This is a genomic window from Allofournierella sp. CML151 (genome assembly GCF_027853465.1).
Classification (GTDB): Bacteria; Bacillota; Clostridia; order Oscillospirales; family Ruminococcaceae; genus Allofournierella.
In genome coordinates, this window is record NZ_JAPNNW010000054.1 from 1 (window position 1) to 341 (window position 341).

Here is a 341-nt window from a genome sequence, read left to right on the forward strand (position 1 = left end):
CTCAGCTGATCGCTCATCTGATCTTGCATTTCCTGTTCTTGGATGTACTTGCGGATCTTTGCCTCATTTCCTCCAACCGTATTTACATAGTACCCTTTTGCCCAAAACACTCTCCTTCCATATTTGTACTTTAGATTCGCATGCCTCTCAAAAATCATCAACGTACTCTTGCCTTTCAAGTATCCCATAAAATCTGCTACCGCCAATTTCGGCGGAATCGATACGAGCATATGAATGTGGTCTGGCATTGCATGCCCCTCAATGATTTCCACATGCTTGTAATCACAAAGCATCCTCAGGATTTTTCCAATATCTTTTCTTAATTTCCCGTAAATCACCTT

General features: G+C 41.6%; 1 protein-coding gene. It reads right to left on the bottom strand.

Annotation, left to right across the window (positions count from 1 at the left end; translation table 11 throughout):
• Positions 1–341, bottom strand: a 341-nt coding sequence (gene tnpA, locus PH256_RS15220; protein ID WP_270914833.1) for an IS200/IS605 family transposase, incomplete at both ends; no start/stop codon positions are given.